This window comes from Neobacillus sp. BF23-41, assembly GCF_041106275.1.
In genome coordinates this window covers 247,872-266,642 of sequence record NZ_JBGBPR010000003.1, presented here as the reverse complement: position 1 = coordinate 266,642, position 18,771 = coordinate 247,872, and the positions used below count along the sequence as shown (strand labels likewise).

Here is an 18,771-nt window from a genome sequence, read left to right as displayed (position 1 = left end):
ATTAAGCTAAATAGAGTTTATTTACCATCATTTGAAATGAGATACTGGATTAGGTAAAATAACTTATCAGCAAAATTATTAAGACTTGCTGATTTATGAGAAAATTCTAATTTTTATAAATTTTTTACTTCAACCTAATGATTTTCAATCAATTTTGGGGTAAAATAAAGAAACAGCAGATTCCTGCTGGAAGGGAAGAACACTAGTGAACATCGATCAACTAATTAAAGAAACAAAAAAGGCAAGTTCCTTCATACAGGAGGATCTATATGCTGAATAATGACAACGGAAGAAAAGGATACAAGTCAGGTTTTATTTCGATTATTGGCCGGCCGAATGTAGGTAAATCCACGTTTCTTAATCGCGTGATTGGCCAAAAAATTGCCATAATGAGTGATAAAGCACAAACAACTCGTAACAAAATCCAAGGTGTGTTAACAGTAAATGATGCCCAGATGATTTTTATAGATACACCAGGTATCCATAAACCCAAGCACAAATTAGGCGATTTTATGATGAAGGTTGCTGTAAATACGCTAAAAGAAGTTGATTTGATTTTATTTATGGTAAATGCTGAAGAAGGATTTGGACGTGGTGAAGAATTTATTCTTGAAAAATTTCAAACAGTAAATACGCCAATCTTTCTTGTAATTAATAAAATTGATCAAGTCCATCCTGATAAATTATTGCCGATTATTGAATCATATAAAGAAAAATACCCATTTAAAGAAATTGTCCCAATATCAGCGCTTGAAGGAAACAATGTGGAGCAATTGTTAGGACAGATTAAGTCCTTCTTGCCGGAGGGACCACAATACTATCCAGCAGACCAGGTCACAGATCACCCAGAACGGTTTATTATTACCGAGTTAATAAGGGAAAAAGCCCTCCACTTAACACGAGAGGAAATTCCCCACTCTTTAGCTGTGGTTCTTGACAAAATGGAGCGGAGAGAGGGTAAAGAAATTATTGATGTCATGGCAACCGTAATTGTCGAACGTGATTCACAAAAAGGAATTATTATAGGTAAGCAAGGCAGCATGTTAAAAGAAATAGGCAAGCGTGCACGAGTAGATATTGAAAATCTTTTAGGGTCAAAAGTATATTTAGAGCTATGGGTAAAAGTTCAAAAAGATTGGCGCAATAAGATGTCCCAGCTTCGAGATTATGGCTTCAATGAGGATGAATATTGATTAATAATGGCCGACCAAGGCGGTTCCGCTTTTCTAATAACCCTAACTAAAATATTACCGATTATTTCAAATTATGCATGGACAACATTAACAAATATTTCGTCTTATGATTTTTGCGCTGGCAGGCTATGATAATTGTAAGGTTTGGGACCGAATGAAAGCTAGTCTAAATATGAAAGGTGGGGTTTTCGATGATGGATTTTACGTGGAAAGTATTCCTCCAAACAGGTAATATTGACACATATCTTCTCATTAAAGAACTTGAGAAGGAAAACCAAGAAATACCCGGAAATCTGAATGATGAGCTAGCACAAATCGATTTTCCCGTTTCATAAGTTTGTCTTCGTGCTACTTTAGAAGGTGACAATAATGCTTCAGAAGTGTGAAGGCATCGTTATTAGAACAACAGATTATGGTGAAACAAATAAAATAGTGACAATATATACAAGGGAATGGGGAAAGATTGGAGTGATGGCGCGTGGTGCGAAAAAGCCAAACAGCCGCCTTTCCTCTATTACACAACTTTTTACACATGGTTATTTTCTAATTACTAGAGGATCTGGTTTAGGAAGCATGCAGCAGGGTGAAACTGCTACATCATTAAGATCGATTGGTGAAGACATTTTTTTAACTGCCTATGCTAGTTATATTGTCGAGTTAACCGATAAATGCACGGAAGAAAAAAAACCAAACCCTTTTCATTTTGAATTGCTCTATCAAACATTAAATTATTTGAATGAGGGCTATGACCCAGATATTCTCATGAATATCTATGAGATGAAAATGTTAAATGTGTTGGGATTAAACCCAATCTTAAATCAATGTTCCGTTTGCGGCAGTACAGACGGACATTTTTCTTTTTCCATTCGTGAAGGTGGGCTTATCTGTCATCGTTGTCTGGATAAAGATCCTTACCATTTCAAATTAACACCGAGTACGATTAAATTATTAAGGCTATTTTATTATTTTGATCTTTCTAGGTTAGGAAATATTTCTGTTAAAGAAGATACAAAGGCTGAACTTAAGAATGTTATTACTTCTTACTATGAAGAGTATTCCGGACTTCATCTCAAAACAAAGAAGTTTCTTAATTCCATGGATAAATTCAGAAATCTCTTATAAACACCCTGTTGACAATCTTTGGAGTTTTCGTTATTATTTTCATTAATAAAATATTTGCATTGACGGAAAAAAGTACTTAGTCATCTCTATAAAAGCGAACCTAGGGTGGTGGAAGCTAGGGTATAGGGCACTAAGGAAGGCGTTCCTGAGCAATCTTTGTGTTTATTAACACGATTAAAGAGGCTGTTTTTTGCAGCAAATAGGGTGGAACCGCGGGTAACTCTCGTCCCTATGCTTAACAAGCATAGGAACGAGAGTTTTTTTGTTTGAATCAAATTTATTAAAAGGAGCAATTTCAATGAATGTAACAATGGAACAAATCGTCTCACATGCAAAGCACAGAGGATTTATTTTTCCAGGTTCAGAGATTTACGGAGGACTTGCAAATACGTGGGATTACGGCCCGCTAGGCGTTGAATTTAAAAACAATATTAAACAGGCATGGTGGAAAAAGTTTGTCCAAGAGTCGCCTTATAATGTAGGCTTAGATGCAAGTATTCTGATGAATCCTCGTACTTGGGAAGCATCAGGGCATATTGGGAACTTTAATGACCCAATGATTGATTGTAAAAATTGTAAAGCACGCCATCGCGCGGATAAATTAATTGAAAATGCACTAGATGAAAAAGGCATTGAAATGATTGTCGACGGCTTACCATTTGAAAAAATGGAAGAACTGGTTAAAGAACACAATATCGCATGCCCGGATTGTGGCAGTCATGATTTTACTGGTATCCGTCAGTTCAACTTAATGTTTAAAACCTTCCAAGGGGTAACAGAATCAAGTACGAATGAAATTTTCCTTCGCCCTGAAACGGCCCAAGGTATTTTTGTTAACTTTAAAAATGTTCAGCGTACGATGAGAAAGAAAATGCCGTTTGGAATTGCTCAAATAGGAAAAAGTTTCCGAAATGAAATTACTCCGGGGAATTTTACATTCAGGACAAGAGAGTTTGAACAAATGGAACTTGAATTTTTCTGTAAGCCTGGTGAAGAACTAAAATGGTTTGATTATTGGAAACAATTTGCTGAAAACTGGTTAATGTCTTTAGGTCTTACCAAAGAAAATTTAAGGCTTCGCGACCACTCTGAAGATGAATTATCCCATTATAGTAATGCGACTACTGATTTTGAATTTAAGTTCCCGTTTGGCTGGGGTGAACTTTGGGGTGTCGCTTCAAGAACAGATTATGACTTGAAGCAGCATATGGAGTATTCCGGTGAAGATTTCCATTATCTTGATCCTGAAACAAATGAAAAGTATGTCCCATTCTGTATTGAACCTTCCTTAGGAGCGGATCGGGTTACGTTAGCCTTCTTAATTGATGCCTATGATGAAGAACAGCTTGAAGATGGTACATCAAGAACGGTCATGCATTTCCACCCTGCCCTAGCCCCATTTAAGGCGGCAGTCCTTCCATTATCGAAGAAACTGTCTGAAGAAGCACGAGAAGTATTTGCTACTTTAGCTAAGCACTTTTCAGTGGATTATGACGAATCAGGTTCCATTGGGAAACGCTATCGTCGTCATGATGAAATTGGTACACCTTTTTGTATCACTTATGATTTTGACTCTAAAGAAGACAATATGGTTACTGTTCGAGACCGTGATACAATGGAACAAAAACGGATTCCAGTAAGTGATCTTGTTAGCTTTTTGCAAGAAAAGATGACGTTTTAATGGAAAACTCGCCAATTGGCGAGTTTTCTTAATACATTCCTTAGTATATAATATTCCTAATAAAGTATGACTATTTGAAGGTTATGGGTAACCCTTCATATTGTAATACAAAGGTGGTGTGTACAATCGAACTGACCAAACGGCAAGAACATATTTTACAAATTGTAAAAGAAAATGGGCCGATTACCGGAGAGCATATTGCCGATCAATTAAGTTTGACAAGAGCAACATTGAGGCCGGATCTGGCAATTTTGACAATGGCTGGCTTTTTAGATGCAAGACCGCGTGTGGGTTATTTTTATACGGGTAAATCTGGGACACAGCTGTTAACTGAAAATTTACAAAAAATATATGTGAAAGATTATCAATCCATCCCTATTGTGGTGAATGAAAATATTTCTGTATATGATGCGATCTGTACCATGTTCCTTGAAGATGTGGGAACATTATTTGTAGTGGATCAAAATACCATCCTTGTCGGGGTATTGTCCAGAAAAGATTTGCTTAGAGCAAGTATAGGTAAACAAGAGCTTTCCACCATTCCTGTCAACATTATTATGACTAGAATGCCGAATATAACTATGTGTGAACGGGACGATTTATTAATCGATATCGCCAAAAAATTAATTGAAAAACAAATTGATGCCCTGCCAGTGGTTCGAAAATCAGAAAATGGATATGAGGTTATCGGCAGATTAACGAAAACAAACATTACAAAAGCGTTTGTTGGACTGGGTGATGAGTAAGTCACAAGTTAACTTGTAGAGGGGTTGTGTAGGGAGAATGGGTGTACCAATTATTTATGTTGTATCTGATTCAGTAGGGGAAACGGCTGAATTAGTTACCAAAGCAGCAATAAGCCAGTTTAATGGCTCAGGAATGAATTTAAAAAGGTTTCCCTATGTAGAGGACCAGGAACATATTGATGAAGTTCTTTCACTTGTTAAACTGGATAAAGCCATGATTGCATTTACGCTTGTCAAACCTGAAATGCGTACATATATCAAGGAAAGAGCGGAACAGGAAGGGATTCTGGCAGTCGATTTAATTGGTCCAATAATGGACAAGATTCAAGCTTTTAGTGGGAAGACACCTTTATGTGAACCAGGACTTGTTCGAAAACTTGATGAGGATTATTTTAAAAAAGTAGAAGCGATTGAATTTGCCGTAAAATATGATGATGGCCGTGACCCAAGAGGAATCCTAAAAGCAGATATTGTCCTAATTGGCGTATCAAGAACTTCAAAGACACCACTTTCCCAGTACTTAGCCCATAAACGTTTAAAGGTTGCTAATGTCCCGCTGGTACCTGAAGTGGATCCGCCAGAAGAACTATATAGGGTTCCGATCGAAAAATGCTTCGGTTTAAAAATAAGTCCTGAAAAGTTAAACAATATCAGACGAGAACGATTAATTTCCTTAGGATTAAATGATAAGGCAAGTTATGCCAATATTGAACGGATTAAAGCGGAGTTAATCTTTTTTGAAAAAGTAGTGGAGAAAATAAATTGTCCCGTTATTGATGTAACCAATAAAGCGGTTGAAGAAACAGCAAATGTTATCCTAAATTATATTCATAAAGGGAGACCTTAACACATAATCATCTGATTATGTGTTTTCTTCTGATAGAAAGTGGAATAATAATGATAAAAAGTTATGGTAAAATGATAATAAATGTACTATAATAAAAAATTGTGATAAAAATATATCTTTTTAGGTTTAGACTTGCTTGTGAACGAATAAACTATTTATTGTTAGATGTCAAGGGGACCCCCTAAAAAGAATTCGACATAAATCCTTTTACAAAAGTTATTTGTTAAAGAAGGAATATGCGGAGAGATGTAGAATTAATACTAATGTAGAAGGCAATCCGACTATTTATGTCGATGCAGATTCATGCCCTCTGGGCAGAGATTGTCGAAATTGGAACCGAGTTTAGCGTCCGTGTTCTTTTTGTTGCTTCTTCCGTCTCCATATGAATGAAGAAAAATCTACATAGGAAGACTGGAAATATGTTGACGCTGGGAAGGGAGAGGCCCTAAAACCTTCCAAACTGAAGATCGTTCAAAATTTATGACAAAATTAATAAAAATTTTGTCGAAATTTGCAGGAATTTAAAGATTGCCTGCCGAATACCTGATAGTACAAATGGAGTTGTTTTCATGGCAGAGCGTATTGCCGAAGAAAAGATTAATCAAATTCGTCAGGCTGTTGATATTGTCGAAGTAATCAGCGATTATGTTCAACTGAAAAAACAGGGGCGAAATTACTTCGGATTATGTCCATTCCATGGAGAAAGTACCCCATCATTTTCAGTATCAATTGATAAACAAATTTTCCATTGTTTTGGCTGTGGCGCTGGCGGTAATGTTTTTTCTTTTTTAATGGAACTTGAAGGGATTTCATTTCAGGAAGCTGCCATTAAACTAGCTTCGAAGGTAAATATCGACCTTGAAATTAATTTATCTGGGGGACAAGGCGAGAAAAAGGTTTCTCAAGAGCACCAAGCTTTTTTAGGGGCTCATGAGCTGTTACAGAAATTTTACCATCACTTGCTTGTAAATACAAAAGAAGGCGGGCAGGCTTTAGAGTATCTGCTGAGCAGGGGATTTACTCGCGAATCGATTGATAAGTTTCAAATTGGGTATTCCCTAAATTCATGGGATTTTGTTTATAAATTTCTATCTAAAAGAGATTTCCCACCTGAATGGATGGAGAAAGCCGGATTAATTATCAAACGTGAAAGGGATGGGACTTATTTCGATCGATTTAGGGATCGAATAATGTTTCCGATTTTTGACCGAAATGGTAATACGATTGCTTTTTCAGGCAGATCACTCGGGGCCGAAGAGCCCAAATATCTAAATAGTCCTGAAACGCCAATCTTTAATAAAAGTAAAATTTTATATAATTATCATAATGCGAAGCCAAGTTTAAAAAAATTGCAATATGCTGTTTTATTTGAGGGATTTGCCGATGTAATTTCCGCAGATCGCTCGGGTGTGGAAAATGGCATTGCCACAATGGGGACATCCTTGACAGATGAACATATAGCCCTTTTAAGGCAAAGTGTCCAATCCGTAACCATCTGTTACGATTCAGATAAGGCAGGAATTGAAGCTGCTTTTCGAGCGGGGAACCATCTTAACAATGCTGGCTTTCAAATAAAGGTAGCGATGATGCCAGACGGCATGGACCCCGATGAATACATTAAAAAGAACGGTCCTGAGAAATTCCGAAATGAGGTTATCGCGGCCGGCTTAACATGGATGGCGTTTAAATTTCTTTACTTTCGCAGAGGTAAAAATCTTCAGCTAGAAGGAGATAGGCTTGCATATATCGAAGTGATAATTAAAGAAATCAGCAATTTGAATAAAGCAGTTGAAAGAGATCATTATTTGCGGCAACTTGCAGCAGAATTTTCACTCTCATTAGATGCATTGAAACAGCAGCAAAAGCAAATTTTCTTCGCTGATAAAAGAAAAACTACCGGAAAAAACCAACCTGTTGATAAACCTATTTTAATTCCTAAGAAAGTAAGTGAACTCAAGCCAGCGCATTACACAGCAGAAAGGCGATTAATCGCACACATGCTAAAAGATCGAGATGTTGCCTATAAAGTTCAGGATTTATTACAAGGAAATACGTTTAATATTGATGAACATCAGGCAATAATAACCTATCTGCTAGGATTTTATGAGGATCATTTCCAACCTGATTCAAGTGCATTTTTATCCTATATTCAAGATGATAATCTAAGAAGAATGGTTGCTAATATTGAAATGATGTCCATAAATGACGAATTAAGCAATCAAGAATTAACTGATTATATCAAACAGGTGTTGAATTATCAAAAATTGTTAAAGATAAAAGAAAAAGAAGTGGAACAAAAAGAAGCAGAGCGACAAAGTGATCTTGGTAAAGCTGCTGCAATTGCAATGGAAATTATTCAATTGCGTAAATCTCTATAGATTCCATTTTACTGTCTTTGATTCTGGAAGGAGGGGGACATATGGCTGCTGAAAAATCAGCCCGTTCAAAAGAAGTTGAGAATGAATTCACTTTTGAACAAGTGAAAGACCAGTTAACGGCACTGGGTAAAAAAACCGGCGTCCTTGCCTATGATGATATTGCTGAGAAATTGGCTAATTTTGAACTAGATTCACACCAAATGGACGAATTTTACGAGTTCCTCGGTGATCAAGGTATTGAATTAGTTGGTGAAAGTGACGAGGAAGATCCAAATCCTAAGCAATTAGCTAAAGGTGATGATGATGAATTTGATCTAAATGATCTTAGCGTCCCTCCAGGGGTTAAGATTAATGATCCAGTTCGTATGTACTTAAAAGAAATCGGCCGTGTTGATTTGCTTTCTGCTGAAGAGGAAATTAAGCTGGCTAACCGAATTGAAGCAGGCGACGAAGAAGCTAAACGACGTCTAGCTGAAGCAAACCTCCGTCTTGTAGTAAGTATTGCAAAACGCTACGTCGGTCGTGGAATGCTCTTTCTTGATCTTATTCAGGAAGGTAATATGGGTCTAATCAAAGCTGTTGAGAAGTTTGATTATCGAAAAGGCTTCAAATTTAGTACCTATGCAACTTGGTGGATTCGTCAAGCCATCACACGTGCGATTGCAGACCAAGCAAGGACCATCCGGATTCCTGTGCATATGGTTGAAACCATTAATAAATTAATTCGTGTTCAGCGTCAATTACTTCAGGATCTTGGCCGTGAACCAACACCAGAAGAAATTGGTGAAGATATGGATCTAACACCTGATAAGGTTAGGGAAATTTTGAAAATTGCCCAAGAGCCTGTATCACTGGAAACACCTATTGGTGAAGAAGACGATTCCCACCTCGGTGATTTTATTGAAGACCAGGATGCAACCTCACCTTCAGAGCATGCTGCCTATGAATTATTAAAAGAGCAACTTGAAGATGTCTTAGATACTTTAACAGACAGGGAAGAAAATGTCCTTCGCCTGCGTTTTGGACTGGATGATGGACGTACTCGTACACTCGAAGAGGTAGGGAAGGTCTTCGGTGTTACTCGTGAGCGTATCCGTCAAATTGAAGCAAAGGCATTGCGGAAATTACGCCATCCTAGTCGCAGCAAACGATTAAAAGATTTCTTAGAATAAAATATGTCTAATGAATAGTCTACTTCATAACTGAAGTAGGCTTTTTTCTTGTGCATCAATTAATGAATACACAAGTGGAAACACTTAAGTAAATGTAAGCACTTTCTCTATTTGAATCCATTTTACTGAATTGTCTCTCATTTTGCAAATAGACTTAAGAAAATTCATGGCCCGCTTTTTATTCTTTTATTTTAGGAGATGGGCTTGAATTTATCAAATACAACCGAACGTGTGTTAGAAGATGTCTGAGTACCTGTTGAGAACCTTTTAGGGAAGCTTGGAGAGGCCTTAAACAGTTTTTAATTATGGTTAGATGTATCGGACGTATAGGGATTGGTGCAATAGGCGTAGGGATTGCTCAGGGAGCCTATGATTAATAAAATAAAATAGCAAATTTATAAACAGGCTAAACTAGATATTTTCACTAATTTGGCTTGTTTTCTTTTTTTTATTAAGATTATAGTGATAAAATAAGTTTAGGGCTTTTCCTTCTGTTCATTTTCAAGTAAAATAGTAGTTGTTTGTAGACTTTATTCAATATTTAACAGACGTTCGTACATAAGGGAGGTTATATCATGAAGCGAAATCCGGTTATTCCTTACGTTCTCATCATGGCATTTGGAATTGTGTTAATTCTAATTTTGTCTTTCAAAGGCCTTGGTGATATGAAAGAAGTTGCTAAGGAAAATGGTGAAGGCAATGAGAAAACAGAGGTTGCCGCATCAAAGCCAGAAGACATTTACAAGCAATCTTGTATTGGCTGTCATGGCGACCAGTATCAAGGGGTAGTAGGACCTACATTAAAAGGTGTGGGCAGCAAGTATTCTAAGGAAGAACTTATGACTTTTGTTACAAAAGGTAAGGGTACAGGCATGCCAGCAGGTCTTGTTAAACCAGAACAGGCTGCAGCAATGGCAGATTGGTTAGCAAACATTAAATAATTAGAAAAGGTCCTTTGCATCTGTAAAGGACTTTTTTTATACTATATAAATTACATATAAAAAGTGGTGGTATGTTTGAATACAGATAAATTGTCAGCAAGATTGACTGCGGTTTCTAACTATGTTCCAAAAGGAGCGAGGCTCGCAGATATTGGCTCAGACCATGCTTATTTACCTTGTTTCTTAGCAAAAAATGAGGGATTACCATTTGCCATTGCTGGTGAGGTTGCTAAGGGTCCCTTCCAGTTGGCTGAGAGGAATGTATTAGCAGAAGGGTTAGCGGGGGTCATTTCCGTGCGATTAGGTGATGGTCTGGAAGTTATTCAACCGGGTGAAGTGGATTGTATTACAATTGCTGGAATGGGCGGTGCCTTAATTGCAAACATTCTAGAAAATGGTAAGGATAAACTGACTTCCGTCAAGCGCCTGGTGTTACAACCAAATATTAGCGCGATTTCGATCAGGAAATGGTTTATTGAAAATAACTGGGAACTAATTGACGAAGAAATACTCGAGGAAGATGGGAAAATATACGAGATTTTAATAGGTGAAAAGGGCGATCCTAATAAGCCTTATAAAAAAAATCTTGATATGGGGCTTTTAGTGGGTCCATTCCTTCTACAAAAACAGGATAAAACCTTTAAGAAAAAATGGACAGCAGAAATAAACAATTGGCAGCGTATTTATGAAGCACTTGAGGGTGCAAGCCAATCTCCTGAAACGAATGAAAAAAAACAAGAGATGATCGCCAAAATTAAGCTGGTAGAGGAGGCTTTACAGAATGAAAATTCCTAATGGTCACGAAGTCATTCAACTATTTGAACAGTTTTCCCCGAAAGGTTTGGCGATGGAAGGGGATAAGATTGGCTTACAAATAGGACGCTTAAATAAAAAAGTTGAACGAATAATGATTGCCCTTGATGTCCTGGAAAATGTAATCGATGAGGCAATTGAAAAAAATGTTCAGCTCATTATTGCCCACCATCCGATTATTTATCGACCTCTTAAGAATTTGCTAACTGACACGGTTCAAGGGAAAATGATCGAAAAAATATTGAAACACGATATTGCTGTTTACGCAGCCCATACGAACCTTGATGTCGCAAAAGGCGGCGTAAATGACCTGCTTGCAAATGCTTTAGAATTAGAAGATGCAGAGGTACTCGTGCCGACTTTTGATACAAAGCTAAAGAAATTAGTTGTTTTTGTCCCAGCAAGCCATGCAGAAGTTATTAGAAAAGTCCTTGGAAATGCAGGCGCAGGATTTATTGGAAACTACAGCCATTGTTCATTTTCCGCAAATGGGACAGGAAGATTTGTGCCTGGTGAAAATACCAATCCATTTGTTGGTGAGGCAGGCAGGTTAGAAGAAGTGGAGGAAGTAAGAATCGAGACCATTGTTCCTGAACCACTTCTAAAGAAAACGATTACTGCTATGATAAAAGCGCATCCATATGAAGAGGTGGCCTATGATGTCTACCCGCTTGAGAACAAAGGAGAAATACTCGGTCTTGGCCGAATCGGAAAAGTCCATGAAATGACATTAGGAGAATTTGCGGAAAAAGTGAAATTAGCACTTGAAGTTTCAACTGTCCGTGTGGTTGGCGATTTAAGCACTAAAATTAAAAAGGTTGCTGTTTTAGGCGGGGATGGAAATAAATACTTCATGAATGCCAAGTTTCAAGGGGCAGATGTGTATGTTACAGGGGATATTTATTATCACACCGCCCATGATGCAGCAATGCAGGGCTTGAATATGATTGATCCAGGCCATAATGTTGAAAAAGTGATGAAAAAAGGCCTGACTGCAACATTACAAAAGATGTGTCAAGAAACGGGTTATACCGTGGAGATTTTTCCTTCTGAAGTAAATACAGATCCATTCCAATTTGTATAAAAGCAAAGAACCGGTCCGCAGACTCGGTTCTTTCACTATTTTACTCTTCAGTTTTTTTAACCTTTGGTAATATTCTGCTTAATTGGACCTTTTTTCGACGTTCCCATGTGGCTTCATTATTTGGGTTAAATTGTTCAAGGAATGTGATTACTTCCTTTGTTATCGGTGTTGGAGTAGAGGCTCCGGATGTTACCGCGACATTTTTGGCATCCTTAATCCACTCAATTTCTAACTCAGTTATATCAGCAATGCGATACGCCTTTGTTCCAGCAATTTCCTCAGAGACCTGTGCAAGGCGATTGGAATTATTACTTTTTGGATCACCTACTACAATCGTCACATCAGCTTCTGTTGCTTGTTCTGCAACTGCTTCTTGGCGAATTTGCGTTGCATGGCAAATTTCATTATAGACTTCCACATTTGGATATTTTTCCTGAACTTTTTTCATCGTATCAGCCACATCCCATTGACTCATCGTTGTTTGATTTGTAACAAGTAACTTTTCACAGTCAATCGTTAATGCATCAACATCATTTGGAGTTTCAACCAGGTGGACCATGCCAGGGGCCACACCAACTGCACCCTCCGGTTCTGGATGGCCTTTTTTTCCTATATAAATTACTTGGTAGCCTTCTTTTGTTTTTTCTTCAATCAAATCATGGGTTCTCGTTACATCAGGACATGTCGCATCTATCGTTACTAGCCCTTTCTGTTTTGCGAGTTCTCTAACTTCTGGAGATATTCCATGAGCAGTAAAGATAACAGTACCTGTTTCTACTTTATCGAGAATATCTTTACGGTTTTTTCCGTCTAGGGTAATAATCCCCTCTTCTTCGAAAGCATCTGTAACATGTTTATTATGAACAATCATCCCTAAAATGTAGATTGGGCGTGGTAATGTTTTATCTAAAGCAGCGTTTCTTGCAATAACCATGGCATCGACGACACCATAGCAGTAGCCTCGTGGTGAAATTTTGATAATTTGCATATTAAAAGTCCTCCTAAAAAAGACATTGTTTAATAGTTTTACGTGTTTATTATATAAAACTAATAGAAATAATACAAAGATACAATTTTCCTTAGCAGTTTTAGGAAGAAAAAAAGAATGCTGTCTCCAGCATTCTGCTTTTAAATATACATTTTCGGAACAGAACTTCCTTTTTGATTTGGACTTTTCTTTGAAGGTATTTGCTGTTGCTTATTTTTGCGTTGCCCTTTTTTATTGGAAGTACTTTTTACAGGTTCTTCATGATTGGATGATTCATCGACGGCGGCATCAGTTGATTGGTTATTTTCTACTGTTGCTTCATCCGTAGATTTTGAAGCATTTTTGAATCCTTTATAAATCTTCCACATTGCAGGAAGATTTTTTATCATTGGGCTATATTGTTGGATCATGGGCCCAATCGACTGGGCTGTCTTTAGCACCTGCTGCGTATTGTTCAACATGCTAGTTAGTCCGCCGGGGTTACTCAAAGATTGGAGCAGTCCTCCGCCTCCTGATGCTGCTTTTCCTGCTCCTTGCATTCCCATAAAGCCGCCAGCCTGGCTTCTTCCTCCGAGAATTTTCGAAAGTAATCCCCCGCCGCCTTTGTTCATAGGATTAGGTCTTCCCATCATTTGCCCCATCATCATGGGGTTATTTCGCCCTCCAAACGGATTGGAAGGGGCACCCATCATTGGATTCCTGCCGCTAAAAGGGTTAAAACCAGGGTTCATCATCTGATTACGTGGTCCAAAAGGTCCTGGTCCCATTCCCCCCTGCATAGGCATTCTTGGTCTTGGTTGCATCTCGTTGCCTCCTTTCAATTGCCTCATGCTTTAAATTATGCATTTACCCTAATTTGGTTTAGGTATTATACACAGGACAAAGTCTAAATTTAGTTGTTTAAAAGTCAGTAATAAGTAGAAAATGATATTAAAACGAAAGATAACTGGAGTTTTGATGAAATATTGACTATAATTGCATGATGGAATAGAAAGTGTTGCACTTGCTTAAATAAGAAAACTACTCCAAAATCATGAGATTTTAATTATAAGGAGCAAATATATGAAAGAAAATCGTTTTGATCGTTTTACGTTTCAACCATTTATTATAGAAGCCGTTAAGGAGTTCGGTTTTACTGAGCCGACTGAAATTCAGGAACGGATGATTCCTGTCGTTTTAAAGGGAGAGAGTGCTATTGGTCAGTCACAAACAGGGACGGGAAAAACTCTTGCCTATGTTCTTCCAATCCTCGAAAAAATTGACCCGTCACGACAGGAAGTTCAAGCTGTCATTACTGCACCTACAAGAGAGCTTGCCTCTCAAATTTATCACCAAATATTAAAAATAACGACACATTGCAGCCCAGAGCAATCCATTATGACTAGATGCTATATTGGGGGGACGGATAAGCAGCGGTCGATTGAAAAATTAAAGGTTCAGCCACATATAGTTGTTGGAACTCCGGGTAGAATCAAGGACCTGATGAGTGAAAAAGCTTTATTTGTTCATACTGCGGCAATGCTGGTCGTGGATGAAGCTGATATGATGTTAGATATGGGATTTATTGAAGATTTGGATCGAGTAGCGGCTAAAATGCCAGAAAACTTGCAAATGCTCGTTTTTTCAGCAACGATCCCTGAAAAATTAAAACCCTTTCTTAAAAAATATATGGAAAATCCAAAAACTGTTCAGATAGAACCGAAAAGAAGAGCAGCAGAAAATTTAGAGCATTATCTTTTGCCATCAAGACACCGGAGTAAAAAGCAGCTTGTTCATGATGCCCTTCTTGCCTACAATCCTTATCTAGCGATTGTATTTACGAATACAAAAAAAATGGCTGAAGAAGTGGCGTACTTTTTAAATGAAAAAGGTTTAAAAGTTGGCCGAGTTCATGGTGATCTAAATCCTCGGGAACGGAAACAAATGATGAAGCAAATTCAGGATTTGGATTATCAATATATTGTCGCAACAGATCTTGCTTCTAGAGGAATTGATATAGAAGGGGTCAGCCATATCATCAACTATGAACTCCCTTCAGACTTAGATTTTTATATCCATAGAGTCGGGAGAACAGCGCGTGCCGGAAATTCGGGCATTGCCCTCACAATTTATGAGTCATCGGATGAAGATGCGTTAAACCGGTTAGAAAAAATGGGGATTCAATTTAAGAATGTCGATCTTAAAAATAACGAATTTGTTACCGTCGATGAACGTAATAAAAGGAAGACGCGTGTAAGGCAAGAGGATAAGGCCGATCAAAAAGCTAAATCGTTGGTTAAGAAGCCAAACAAAGTAAAACCGGGTTATAAAAAGAAAATGCAATGGGAAATGGATAAAATTAAAAAGCGCGAACGAAGGGTTGAGCAAAGAAAAAAATAATCAAACCAGGGAGAAAAAGGTATGCTTAAATTAGGATCACATGTTTCGATGAGTGGGAAAGATATGCTGCTTGCCGCAAGTGAAGAAGCAATTTCCTATGGTGCAAACACGTTTATGGTCTATACCGGGGCACCGCAAAATACAAGAAGAAAAAAAATCGAAGATCTCAATATTGAAGCAGGGCGGAGGCATATGGAACAGAACGGTATCTCCGAAATTGTCGTTCATGCTCCTTATATTATCAATATTGGAAATACAACCAATCCAGATACTTTTGAATTGGGTGTTAGATTTCTTCGAACAGAAATTGAAAGAACAGAGGCAATTGGAGCAAAGCAAATCGTCCTGCATCCTGGAGCACATGTAAGTGCTGGTACCGAGGCTGGTATTAAAAAAATTATCGAAGGATTAAATGAAGTACTGACTGGCAAAGAGCAAGTACAAATTGCATTGGAAACGATGGCTGGAAAAGGCTCCGAGTGTGGAAAATCCTTCGAAGAAATAGCGATGATAATGGATGGAGTAAACTATAGTGATAAGTTATCCGTTTGTTTTGATACCTGCCATACGCATGATGCAGGCTATAATATTGTTGAGGATTTTGATGGTGTATTAAATGAGTTTGACAAAATAGTTGGCTTGAACAAATTGAAAGTACTGCACATTAATGATAGTAAAAATGCGGTCGGAATGCGAAAGGATAGACACGAAAATATTGGGTTTGGCCATATCGGCTTTAAGGCCCTAAATTATATTGTCCACCATCCACAGCTTACCGATGTTCCAAAGATTTTAGAAACTCCATATGTGGGTGAGGATAAGAATAATAAAAAAGCCCCATATAAATTTGAGATTCATATGCTTCGGGAACAAAAGTTCAATGAGAACCTGTTTGACCTTATCATGCAATCATAAAAAAGAGCTGTGCAAAGTGCACAGCTTTTACTTTTTAGTTAACTGTATAAATAATTTATTTACTTCTCGGGCCGTTGCTGGACCCGCTGTTTTGGCAATTTCTTTCACTAATTGAGTCCGCTGTGAATCATCAAATATATTCACATTTTTCCCTCTTAAGTATTCGGCAATTTTCACTGCCTGCTGCCTAGTCACTGATATATTAAATTGATCCGCATATTTTACCAGTTCTTCAGCTGTGATCGTGTTAATTTTATGATTAATGATGCTCTGAAAAATTGTCACCCTCACCACTCCTCACCTTAATGTATGAAGAAGTTCCGGGAGTGTGATTAGAGATTTTTGTGAATCAAATGGACGAATGCCGGAGTGGCAGACTTTACATTCAAGAATACCTATTGTATACTACTTTAGGTTAAATCGGAATGATTCTTATAATTAAAGGTGATGCGCTGACTATGCAATCAATTATAGAAGTAAAAAAACTTTCTTATCGTTATGAAAAAGATGTTGTGCTAGAGGACATTAACATTACTATTCCAAGTGGTTCTTTTTTAGCGATTGTCGGTCCTAATGGATCTGGAAAATCCACACTATTGAAGTTGATTTTAGGGTTATTAAAGCCGCAAAAAGGGGACATCTTTTTATTCGGTAAGGAAATTAATAAGTTTAAAGATTGGCAAAAAATTGGCTATGTTTCTCAAAAGGCTAATTCCTTCAACACTGGTTTTCCTGCTACTGTATTTGAAGTTGTCGAGAGTGGTTTAACCAAAAAGCTTGGGATGTTTAAGTTTTTTAAAAAAGAACATGCGCAAAAAGTAATCGAAGCCTTGGAGGCAGTCGGTATGGAAGGGTTTAGCAACAGAAATATTGGTGAGCTCTCTGGAGGTCAGCAACAAAGAGTTTTTATTGCACGAGCCCTCGTTAGTGAACCAAGTCTCCTCATTCTGGATGAACCTACGGTAGGCGTTGATGCCGAGAATGTTAATAATTTTTATCAAATGCTGGGTGATTTAAATAAAAGTCATGATATTACCCTTTTATTGGTTACTCATGATATTGGGACGATTTCGGAAAAAGTCTCACATGTTGCGTGCTTGAATAAACATTTGCATTTTCATGGGGAAACAATGGAATTTGAACAGCTCCGGGCTGATGGTATTTCTAAAATTTATGGCCATGATGTTCACATGCTAGACCATCATCATGAGCACGGAGGCGTTGTAAAATGATTCAAGGAATTTTTCACTATGAATTTTTACAAAATGCTTTTTTAACGGGGCTTATGATCGGAATTATTGCCCCGTTACTAGGAGTATTTGTTGTTGTAAGAAGACTATCGTTAATTGCGGATGCACTCAGTCATGTTACTCTGGCAGGCATAGCAGCGAGCCTGCTTCTTGAAAGAAATGTTGCGATGATGGCAGGAGTAAATCCACTATACTTAGGAATGGTTTTTTCTGTTGGGGGATCACTATTCATCGAAAAACTTAGGGGCGTCTATAAGCACTACCAAGAACTTGCGATTCCAATTATTCTCTCTAGTGGTATTGGCTTAGGGGTGATATTTATTTCGCTTGCTAATGGTTTTAATACTGATTTGTTTAGTTATTTATTTGGCAGTGTTTCGGCAGTTAGCAGAACCGATTTATGGGTCGTATTTATTATTGGTATCTTAGTAATTTTAGTGATTATTTTATTGTATAAAGAGCTTTTTTTATTATCCTTTGATGAAGAACACGCGAAAGCCTCAGGGATAGCGGCCAAAAGTATTCACTTTATTTTTATTGTGATGGTGGCCTTGGTAATTGCAGCTTCTATGAGAATTGTCGGAATTTTGTTGGTTTCATCTTTAATGACGTTACCTGTAGCAGCCAGTATAAGGCTAGCCAAAGGATTTAAGCAAACTATTTTTTTATCTGTCCTTTTTGGTGAAGTGTCAGTACTTGGCGGCTTGTTTACTGCGTATTACTTAGATTTAGCTCCCGGTGGAACAATCGTGATGATTGCTGTTCTTATCTTAATTTTTTCTATTTTTTATAAAAAATTCTTAATTCGTAAGGGGGTGCCGTCAGGTGAACGTTAATGAGGCAATCCAATACTTAAAAGAAAAAGGATTTAAACAAACTGGTAAAAGAGAAGATATGCTTCAATTGTTTGCTGACAGTGATAAATATTTAACGGCTAAGGACGTCTTAGATCAGCTTAAAGATGATTATCCAGGTCTGAGCTTTGATACTATCTATCGTAATCTTTCCTTGTTTGTGAATATGGGGATTCTTGAGATGACAGAATTATCAGGAGAGAAACATTTCCGTTTTACATGTTCAAGACATCACCATCATCATCATTTTATCTGTATGACCTGCGGAAAAACGAAAGAAATTGAAACTTGCCCAATGAACGACTTAAGTGAAAATTTAAAAGGATACGATATTTCAGGTCATAAATTTGAGATTTACGGTCTTTGTCCTGAATGTCATTAAAAAACAGCTTGTCTGCATACAAGCTG

The 18,771-nt window shown here is 37.6% G+C and carries 19 protein-coding genes, 1 pseudogene and 1 other annotated feature; of the genes and pseudogenes, 17 read left to right on the top strand and 3 right to left on the bottom strand.

All coding sequences use genetic code 11. From position 1 onward, the window contains the following. Window positions 1-269: 269 nt before the first annotated feature. The 12 genes and pseudogenes from era (at window position 270) to AB7942_RS07115 (ending at window position 11,977) form a co-directional block, all read left to right on the top strand. A complete protein-coding gene (gene era / locus AB7942_RS07170; RefSeq protein ID WP_088089017.1) occupies window positions 270-1,193 on the top strand; it encodes a GTPase Era in 924 nt (307 codons plus the stop codon). A gap of 191 nt (window positions 1,194-1,384) precedes the next feature. Continuing rightward, window positions 1,385-1,528, top strand: coding sequence for a YqzL family protein (locus AB7942_RS07165; protein ID WP_066257674.1), 144 nt, complete (start codon window positions 1,385-1,387; stop codon window positions 1,526-1,528). 34 nt (window positions 1,529-1,562) lie between these two features. Continuing rightward, on the top strand, window positions 1,563-2,315 hold the full coding sequence (gene recO, locus AB7942_RS07160; protein ID WP_369446322.1) for a DNA repair protein RecO: 753 nt from the start codon (window positions 1,563-1,565) through the stop codon (window positions 2,313-2,315). A 50-nt stretch (window positions 2,316-2,365) separates the two neighbouring features. After that, window positions 2,366-2,549, top strand: a binding site (T-box leader). A 64-nt stretch (window positions 2,550-2,613) separates the two neighbouring features. After that, window positions 2,614-3,996 (top strand): glycine--tRNA ligase, encoded by a 1,383-nt coding sequence (locus AB7942_RS07155; protein WP_369446321.1) that lies wholly within the window; start codon window positions 2,614-2,616, stop codon window positions 3,994-3,996. 83 nt (window positions 3,997-4,079) lie between these two features. Next, a complete protein-coding gene (gene ccpN / locus AB7942_RS07150) occupies window positions 4,080-4,742 on the top strand; it encodes a transcriptional regulator CcpN (RefSeq protein ID WP_369446320.1) in 663 nt (220 codons plus the stop codon). 37 nt (window positions 4,743-4,779) lie between these two features. Then, the gene (locus AB7942_RS07145; RefSeq protein ID WP_369446319.1) at window positions 4,780-5,589 is read left to right on the top strand and encodes a pyruvate, water dikinase regulatory protein; all 810 of its coding nucleotides are present in this window, start codon (window positions 4,780-4,782) and stop codon (window positions 5,587-5,589) included. A 569-nt stretch (window positions 5,590-6,158) separates the two neighbouring features. Further along, window positions 6,159-7,967: a DNA primase gene (gene dnaG / locus AB7942_RS07140; protein WP_369446318.1), complete on the top strand. Its 1,809-nt coding sequence runs from the start codon at window positions 6,159-6,161 to the stop codon at window positions 7,965-7,967. Between the two features lie 41 nt (window positions 7,968-8,008). After that, on the top strand, window positions 8,009-9,139 hold the full coding sequence (rpoD, locus tag AB7942_RS07135) for an RNA polymerase sigma factor RpoD (RefSeq protein ID WP_088089012.1): 1,131 nt from the start codon (window positions 8,009-8,011) through the stop codon (window positions 9,137-9,139). Between the two features lie 195 nt (window positions 9,140-9,334). Then, window positions 9,335-9,513: pseudogene (locus AB7942_RS07130) on the top strand (acyl-CoA dehydrogenase); the annotation flags it as partial. 201 nt (window positions 9,514-9,714) lie between these two features. Continuing rightward, on the top strand, window positions 9,715-10,080 hold the full coding sequence (cccA, locus tag AB7942_RS07125) for a cytochrome c550 (RefSeq protein WP_088089011.1): 366 nt from the start codon (window positions 9,715-9,717) through the stop codon (window positions 10,078-10,080). Between the two features lie 75 nt (window positions 10,081-10,155). After that, window positions 10,156-10,875, top strand: coding sequence for a tRNA (adenine(22)-N(1))-methyltransferase (locus tag AB7942_RS07120; RefSeq protein ID WP_369446317.1), 720 nt, complete (start codon window positions 10,156-10,158; stop codon window positions 10,873-10,875). Further along, the gene (locus AB7942_RS07115; RefSeq protein ID WP_369446316.1) at window positions 10,862-11,977 is read left to right on the top strand and encodes a Nif3-like dinuclear metal center hexameric protein; all 1,116 of its coding nucleotides are present in this window, start codon (window positions 10,862-10,864) and stop codon (window positions 11,975-11,977) included. The genes AB7942_RS07120 and AB7942_RS07115 overlap by 14 nt, the downstream gene beginning before the upstream one ends. Before the next feature lie 40 nt (window positions 11,978-12,017). On the opposite strand, the gene AB7942_RS07110 is transcribed toward AB7942_RS07115, so the two are convergent. Both AB7942_RS07110 and vrrA read right to left on the bottom strand, forming a co-directional pair. Beyond that, window positions 12,018-12,965, bottom strand: a complete 948-nt coding sequence (locus tag AB7942_RS07110) for a 4-hydroxy-3-methylbut-2-enyl diphosphate reductase (RefSeq protein ID WP_369446315.1) — start codon at window positions 12,963-12,965, stop codon at window positions 12,018-12,020. A gap of 140 nt (window positions 12,966-13,105) precedes the next feature. Continuing rightward, complete coding sequence (vrrA, locus tag AB7942_RS07105; protein ID WP_369446314.1) at window positions 13,106-13,768, bottom strand: VrrA/YqfQ family protein; 663 nt, start codon at window positions 13,766-13,768, stop codon at window positions 13,106-13,108. Window positions 13,769-14,027: 259 nt separating this feature from the next. Here vrrA and AB7942_RS07100 point away from each other — a divergent pair, with 259 nt between their 5' ends. Further along, the gene (locus AB7942_RS07100; protein ID WP_369446313.1) at window positions 14,028-15,344 is read left to right on the top strand and encodes a DEAD/DEAH box helicase; all 1,317 of its coding nucleotides are present in this window, start codon (window positions 14,028-14,030) and stop codon (window positions 15,342-15,344) included. A 21-nt stretch (window positions 15,345-15,365) separates the two neighbouring features. Further along, entirely contained in the window at window positions 15,366-16,259 is an 894-nt protein-coding gene (locus tag AB7942_RS07095) for a deoxyribonuclease IV (RefSeq protein ID WP_369446312.1), read from the top strand. Window positions 16,260-16,286: 27 nt separating this feature from the next. Here the strand turns inward: AB7942_RS07095 and AB7942_RS07090 are convergent, their stop codons facing one another. Then, on the bottom strand, window positions 16,287-16,544 hold the full coding sequence (locus AB7942_RS07090) for a DUF2624 domain-containing protein (protein ID WP_369446311.1): 258 nt from the start codon (window positions 16,542-16,544) through the stop codon (window positions 16,287-16,289). A gap of 173 nt (window positions 16,545-16,717) precedes the next feature. On the opposite strand from AB7942_RS07090, the gene AB7942_RS07085 reads away from it, so the two are divergent. The 3 genes from AB7942_RS07085 to zur are packed head-to-tail and all read left to right on the top strand — an operon-like array spanning window position 16,718 to window position 18,745. Further along, window positions 16,718-17,491, top strand: a complete 774-nt coding sequence (locus AB7942_RS07085) for a metal ABC transporter ATP-binding protein (RefSeq protein WP_098931403.1) — start codon at window positions 16,718-16,720, stop codon at window positions 17,489-17,491. Then, window positions 17,488-18,345 carry a metal ABC transporter permease gene (locus tag AB7942_RS07080; RefSeq protein WP_088089002.1) on the top strand — a complete coding sequence of 286 codons (858 nt, stop codon included), beginning with the start codon at window positions 17,488-17,490 and terminating at the stop codon, window positions 18,343-18,345. Before AB7942_RS07085 ends, AB7942_RS07080 begins: the two co-directional genes overlap by 4 nt. Next, a complete protein-coding gene (gene zur, locus AB7942_RS07075) occupies window positions 18,335-18,745 on the top strand; it encodes a zinc uptake transcriptional repressor Zur (protein ID WP_088089001.1) in 411 nt (136 codons plus the stop codon). Before AB7942_RS07080 ends, zur begins: the two co-directional genes overlap by 11 nt. Window positions 18,746-18,771: the final 26 nt, after the last annotated feature.